Here is a 6,373-nt window from a genome sequence, read left to right on the forward strand (position 1 = left end):
CTTCAATACTGGTTCGCTTAATATCAAGGTCGGCAGCGAATCAGCGCTGACGATCAATGTCGATAGCACCAACAACACCCTCGCCGGTGTTCGTGATGCGATTAACTCCCAAGGTAAAACGGCGGGAATCAGCGCCACCATCGTCACTGACAGCCAGGGTTCGCGTCTGGTGCTAAGTAGCACCAAGATGGGCGATGGCAACGACATCACCATGACGGGGACCAGCACGGGTACGGGCAGCGGTTCGTTGGAAGATCTGACGTTTCCGTCCGCTACGTTGGATCCCAACGACTTCGTCACCACTGCTGACTATGACAAAGCTGTTGCGAAGGCCGGCAAGACCATCTCCACTGCCCAGAGCGCCAAGCTGACCATTGATGGCTTGGACGTAGTCAGTGACTCCAATACGATCGATAAAGCCATCGATGGCGTGAGCATCAAGCTCACTGGCACCACCGAGACCGACAAGCCTCTGACGTTGACCGTGGCGGATAACACCACTGCGGTGAAAACCAATGTGCAGAACTTCGTGACTGCCTACAACAAGATGATGAGTACTATCAACTCGTTGACCAAGGTCACCACGGTTGCCAACAGTGACCCGGTTGTCGCCGGTTTAGCTGGCGACTCCACTGCTCGTGCATTGGTGAGCTCGGTGCGTAATGAGTTAGTCTCGGCTCAATCAGGCACAGGCTCAATTTCAGCACTAGCGAGCTTGGGGATTACCACGAAGCAAGACGGCTCCCTTGAGGTCAACAGTACTAAGTTGGATAAAGCTGTTACCGAGAACTATGAGGGCGTAGCGGCATATTTTACTGGCGATGATGGCTTAGCTAATCGTCTTAGTACTAAGCTCAAACCCTATACCGACGGTGGCGGCATTCTTGAGCAGCGCACAACTGCGCTGACCAACACCATCACCAGTTTGGACAAGCAGCAGGAAGATCTCGACCTGCGCATGACAGCGCTGCAAACGCGGCTGTATAAGCAATACAACGCTATGGACGCACTGGTTTCGCAATTGTCCACCACCAGCGACAGTTTGGCGTCGCAGCTGGACAGCCTGCCTGGTCTGGTCAAGAAGAGTTAATTTCTACTCATCAGCACCTGACCAATAGCTTTTTTTGATGAAGAAAAAGTAGGCTCAGGCTTAAAGCTCCCGCGAAACCCGCCGATAGCTTGAATATCGAAACAACGGTTCACGAGGGTTTGCAAAATGAGAGCGATGGCGGCGATGAATCAGTACAAGCAAGTGAGCGTATCGTCTCAAGTGTTTGAAGCAACTCCCCATCGTTTGATCCAGATGCTGATGGAAGGCGGTCTGGAGCGCTTGGCTCAAGCGCAAGGTGCCATGGCCCGTGGTCAAGCTTCGCTTAAAGGCGAACTCATCAGCAAAGCCATTGGCATCGTTGGCGGTCTGCGTGAAGGCCTGGACATGAGCAAGGGCGGCGAAGTCGCGCAGAATCTTGACCGTGTTTACGAATACATGATCACCCGCATGCTAGAAGCCAACAAAAGCAATGATCCCACCCCGCTGGTCGAGGTGTCTGGTCTGTTGCGTGAAGTCAAATCCGGTTGGGATGCGATTGCACCGTGATGTTGGGTGAGGGAAAAAAGATGGCAAATTCCGTGCTGCAACAGATAGAAACTACCCGCCTGGCCCTGATCGACGCCTTTCAGAAGGAAGATTGGGAGCGTATCGGCGCATTGGATACTTCTTGCCGTGAACAGGTCAGTGCAGCCATGGCCGACAGTGCTGATATTGAAGAAGCGCTGCGCGAGCAGATGGAAGCGCTCGTAGAGGTATACCGCCAACTCACCGCGGCGTGTGTGCGTAAGCGTGAAGCCGTAGGCGAAGAGCTGACCTTGCTCGTGAAATCCAGTCAAAGCGCCAAAATCTATCAGATGTTTGGCTAGTCAATTCTTTGTAGCTAACCTCTTATCAAAGGGGGTTAGCTACATACCTCTGCGTTAAATTCCCAACACAACGTCGTACCTTGTTGAACTGGGTAGAAAAAAACACGTCATAAAATTGACTGCTTACAAAAAATTGACTCTACTAGTGGCCAATTGCTTGCGTCTTTTTATCTTTTTTTAATCGACGCCTCCTTCACTCCCAGGATTAGAACCCGACACTATGTGGCGTGAAACCAAAATCTTGCTGGTCGATGACAACAGCGAACGCCGCCGTGATCTGGCGGTAATTCTTAATTTTCTTGGGGAAGAAAACCTGGCATGCAGCAGCCAGGCGTGGCGTGAGACGGTTGAGACGCTCAACAGCACCCGCGACGTAGGTTGCGTGTTGCTTGGCGATATCACCGTCAAAGGCGGTTCCTTGGAATTGCTCAAGCAATTGGCCGTTTGGGATGAGCAGGTGCCCATCCTGTTAGTAGGCGAGGCGGCCCCTGCTGAATGGCCGGAAGATATCCGCCGTAGGGTGCTAAGCACCCTGGAAATGCCCCCCAGCTACAACAAACTTCTCGACTCTCTGCACCGTGCCCAGGTCTACCGCGAAATGTACGACCAGGCGCGCGGCGCGCGTGCGCGTGAGCCCAATTTGTTCCGCAGCCTGGTCGGCACCAGCCGTGCCATTCAGCAAGTGCGGCAGATGATGTCGCAGGTGGCCGACACCGAAGCCAGCGTGCTGATCCTCGGCGAGTCCGGCACTGGCAAAGAAGTGGTCGCACGCAACCTGCACTACCACTCCAAGCGCCGCGATGCGCCCTTCGTGCCGGTCAACTGTGGGGCCATTCCCGCCGAATTGCTGGAAAGCGAGCTATTTGGCCACGAGAAAGGTGCTTTTACCGGCGCGATTACCAGCCGGGCAGGGCGCTTTGAGTTGGCTAATGGCGGAACGCTGTTTCTCGACGAGATCGGCGATATGCCGCTGCCCATGCAAGTCAAGCTCCTGCGCGTGCTGCAAGAGCGCACCTTTGAGCGTGTAGGCAGCAACAAGACGCAAAGTGCCGATGTGCGCATCATCGCCGCAACGCACAAAAACCTTGAGCAGATGATCGAGGCGGGTACCTTCCGCGAAGACCTCTACTACCGCCTCAACGTATTCCCCATCGAGATGGCGCCGCTGCGTGAGCGTGTGGAAGACATCCCGCTGCTGATGAACGAGCTGATTTCCCGTATGGAAGTGGAGAAGCGCGGTTCGATCCGTTTCAACTCCGCCGCCATCATGTCGCTGTGCCGCCACGATTGGGCCGGCAACGTGCGCGAGCTGGCCAACTTGGTGGAACGCATGGCGATCATGCATCCCTATGGCGTGATCGGTGTGCTGGAGCTGCCGAAGAAATTCCGTCAAGTCGATGACGAGCATGATCAGCAGGCCACCAGCGTGCGTGACGACTTGGAAGAGCGCTTCTCCTTTAACTCTCCTGTTCCAAGCACCGACTCTACCGCCATGCTGCCGCCAGAAGGTCTCGACCTGAAGGATTACCTGGGCAATCTCGAACAGGGCCTGATCCAGCAAGCCTTGGACGATGCCGGTGGTGTTGTTGCGCGTGCTGCCGAACGTTTGCGCATCCGCCGCACCACCTTGGTGGAGAAAATGCGTAAGTACGGTATGAGCCGTCGCGACGACGAAGAGTCGGATGATTGACGCGAAATTTCCTAAGCTATTTATAGTGCCTTGAAAAATAAGGATATTTTTTTAGGCACGGGTATTGCTAATACTCTCTCGACTGACCGTCTTATGGCGGCTCACTGTGTGAGAGAGAACCATGAAGCCAACCGCACTCCCAACATCCAGCGCTGCTGCAGACGACATCGAGGCCACTAGCCGCCAAGGGCTTGAACAGGCGTTTGCCATGTTTAGCCAAATGTCGAACCAGCTCAGTGACTCCTACAACCTGTTGGAAGCGCGGGTCACCGAGCTCAAGGGTGAGCTGGCATTGGTCAGCGCCCAGCGTATGCAGGAGCTGGCCGAGAAGGAGCGCCTGGCGCACCGCCTGCAAAGCCTTCTGGATGTGCTGCCCGGTGGCGTTATTGTTATCGACGGCCATGGCGTAGTTCGCGAAGCCAACCCCGTAGCCTGTGCTCTGCTCGGTAAGCCCTTGGTGGGCATGCTTTGGCGCGAAGTGATCGCCCGCAACTTTGCCCCGCGCAAAGACGATGGCCACGAAGTATCGCTGAAAAACGGCCGGCGCCTGTCCATCGCCACCCGCTCGCTCTCCGCCGAGCCGGGCCAGCTGGTTCTGCTTAACGACCTCACCGAAACCCGTCAGCTCCAAGACCAACTGGCCCGTCACGAACGCCTGTCGGCGCTCGGCCGTATGGTCGCCTCCCTGGCCCATCAAATTCGCACGCCGCTTTCCGCCGCCTTGCTGTATGCCAGCCATTTGACCGAGCAGGTGTTGCCGGTCGATCAGCAGCAACGTTTCGCCAGTCGCCTGAAAGAGCGCCTGCATGAGCTGGAACACCAAGTGCGCGACATGCTGGTATTCGCCCGTGGCGAGCTGCCGCTGCCGGATCGCCTGGCGCCAAAAAAACTCTATGACGCCCTGCGCGCCGCCGCTGAACCCCATGTGCAAGGTATGAACGTGCGCTGGCAGTGCGATGCCCATGGCGGCGAGCTACTGTGCAACCGCGACACCTTGGTTGGCACCGTGCTCAACTTGATGGAAAACGCCATCCAAGCCGCCGGCCGCAGCGCCAACTTGAAAGTTCACTTCTATGTCCGTGGGCAAAACCTGCGCCTGTGCATCAGCGACAACGGCCCGGGTATCGATGCCACCACTATGGCTCGCCTGGGCGAACCGTTTTTCACCACCAAAACCACCGGCACCGGGCTTGGCCTGGCCGTCGTCAAAGCCGTGGCGCGGGCGCATCAGGGTGAGCTGTTATTGCGTTCGCGCCCTGGTCGCGGCACCTGCGCCATTCTGGTCTTGCCGCTGATCTCGGTGGCTTCACAGATTTCCCCGGAGTAACCGTCCATGGCTAGCAAAGTTCTGTTGGTAGAAGACGACCGCGCCCTGCGCGAGGCTCTGGCCGATACGTTGGAAATCGGTGGCTACGCATTCTGCGCGGTAGACAGTGCCGAAGCGGCGCTGGCCGAATTGGCCCGTGGCTCGTTTTGCATGGTGGTCAGTGACGTCAATATGCCGGGCATGGACGGCCACCAGTTGCTGGGCCTGATCCGCAGCCGTCACCCGCAGCTGCCCGTATTGCTGATGACCGCCTTTGGCGCCGTCGAACGCGCTGTGGACGCCATGCGCCGCGGTGCCGCCGATTACCTGGTTAAACCCTTCGAACCGAAAGCGTTGCTGGAATTGGTTGAGCGCCATGCCTTGGGCCGCCTGAGCAAAGACGACGGTGATGGTCCGGTGGCGCTTGAGCCGGCCAGCCGGCAATTGCTGGAGCTGGCCAAGCGCGTGGCGCAAAGCGATTCCACTGTGCTGATTTCCGGCGAGTCCGGCACCGGCAAGGAAGTGCTGGCGCGCTATATCCACCAGCAGTCGCCGCGGGCAAGCAAACCGTTTATTGCCATCAACTGCGCCGCCATTCCGGACAATATGCTCGAAGCCACGCTGTTCGGTCACGAGAAGGGCGCGTTCACCGGCGCGGTCGCCTCACAGCCCGGCAAGTTTGAGATGGCAGAAGGCGGCACCATTCTGCTCGACGAAATTTCCGAGATGCCCCTAGGCCTGCAAGCCAAGCTGCTGCGCGTGCTGCAGGAGCGTGAAGTGGAGCGGGTTGGCGCACGTAAGCCGATTGACCTGGACATCCGCGTGCTGGCCACCAGCAACCGCGACCTGGCCGGCGAAGTGGCGGCGGGGCGCTTCCGTGAAGACTTGTTCTATCGCCTGTCGGTATTTCCGCTGGGCTGGCGTCCGCTGCGTGAGCGTACTGCCGATATCTTGCCGCTGGCCGAACGCCTGCTAGCCAAGCACACGAAGAAAATGAACCACGCCCCGGCCCGTCTCTCTGCCGACGCCGAGCGTGCGCTGGTCGGCTATCCATGGCCGGGCAACGTGCGCGAGCTGGACAACGCCATTCAACGTGCCTTGATTCTGCAGCAGGGCGGCATGATTCAGCCTCAAGACTTGTGCCTGAGTGGCCTGGCGCCATTGGTCGCGCCTGCGCCGACCTTAGTGGCAGTCCCCAGCGGCAGCGCCATGCTGCCAATGAGTGAAGACAGCGACAGCGGCGCGCTGGGCGATGACCTGCGCCGGCACGAGTTTCAGATGATCATCGACACCCTGCGTGCCGAGCGCGGTCGCCGTAAGGAAGCGGCTGAACGCCTGGGCATCAGCCCGCGCACCTTGCGCTACAAGCTGGCGCAGATGCGCGATGCGGGGATGGATGTTGAGGCGTATTTGTTTGCCAGTTGAGCAAGGCCTGTCGTAGGGCGACTACGGTGCACCTG

Annotated in this window: 6 protein-coding genes; all 6 read left to right on the forward strand. The window is 58.0% G+C overall.

The features are described 5' to 3' along the window. The coding region (gene fliD, locus AAAB16_RS17620; RefSeq protein ID WP_340664487.1) for a flagellar filament capping protein FliD at positions 1–1,090 on the forward strand (1,090 nt) is incomplete at its 5' end. Between the two features lie 126 nt (positions 1,091–1,216). Beyond that, complete coding sequence (fliS, locus tag AAAB16_RS17625) at positions 1,217–1,597, forward strand: flagellar export chaperone FliS (RefSeq protein WP_340664488.1); 381 nt, start codon at positions 1,217–1,219, stop codon at positions 1,595–1,597. A gap of 20 nt (positions 1,598–1,617) precedes the next feature. Continuing rightward, the gene (fliT, locus tag AAAB16_RS17630; protein ID WP_340664489.1) at positions 1,618–1,917 is read left to right on the forward strand and encodes a flagellar protein FliT; all 300 of its coding nucleotides are present in this window, start codon (positions 1,618–1,620) and stop codon (positions 1,915–1,917) included. A gap of 220 nt (positions 1,918–2,137) precedes the next feature. Continuing rightward, on the forward strand, positions 2,138–3,607 hold the full coding sequence (locus AAAB16_RS17635; protein WP_340664490.1) for a sigma-54 dependent transcriptional regulator: 1,470 nt from the start codon (positions 2,138–2,140) through the stop codon (positions 3,605–3,607). A gap of 121 nt (positions 3,608–3,728) precedes the next feature. Continuing rightward, entirely contained in the window at positions 3,729–4,934 is a 1,206-nt protein-coding gene (locus AAAB16_RS17640) for an ATP-binding protein (RefSeq protein WP_340664491.1), read from the forward strand. Positions 4,935–4,940: 6 nt separating this feature from the next. After that, positions 4,941–6,338 (forward strand): sigma-54 dependent transcriptional regulator, encoded by a 1,398-nt coding sequence (locus AAAB16_RS17645; protein WP_340664492.1) that lies wholly within the window; start codon positions 4,941–4,943, stop codon positions 6,336–6,338. The last annotated feature ends 35 nt before the right edge of the window (positions 6,339–6,373 follow it).

This window comes from Pseudomonas sp., assembly GCF_037994325.1.
Lineage (GTDB): Bacteria > Pseudomonadota > Gammaproteobacteria > Pseudomonadales > Pseudomonadaceae > Aquipseudomonas.

Coding starts and splice junctions, on each gene's coding strand:
- fliS (WP_340664488.1), top strand. CDS start 1,217: ATGAGAGCGATGGCGGCGATGAATCAGTACAAGCAAGTGAGCGTATCG.
- fliT (WP_340664489.1), top strand. CDS start 1,618: ATGGCAAATTCCGTGCTGCAACAGATAGAAACTACCCGCCTGGCCCTG.
- AAAB16_RS17635 (WP_340664490.1), top strand. CDS start 2,138: ATGTGGCGTGAAACCAAAATCTTGCTGGTCGATGACAACAGCGAACGC.
- AAAB16_RS17640 (WP_340664491.1), top strand. CDS start 3,729: ATGAAGCCAACCGCACTCCCAACATCCAGCGCTGCTGCAGACGACATC.
- AAAB16_RS17645 (WP_340664492.1), top strand. CDS start 4,941: ATGGCTAGCAAAGTTCTGTTGGTAGAAGACGACCGCGCCCTGCGCGAG.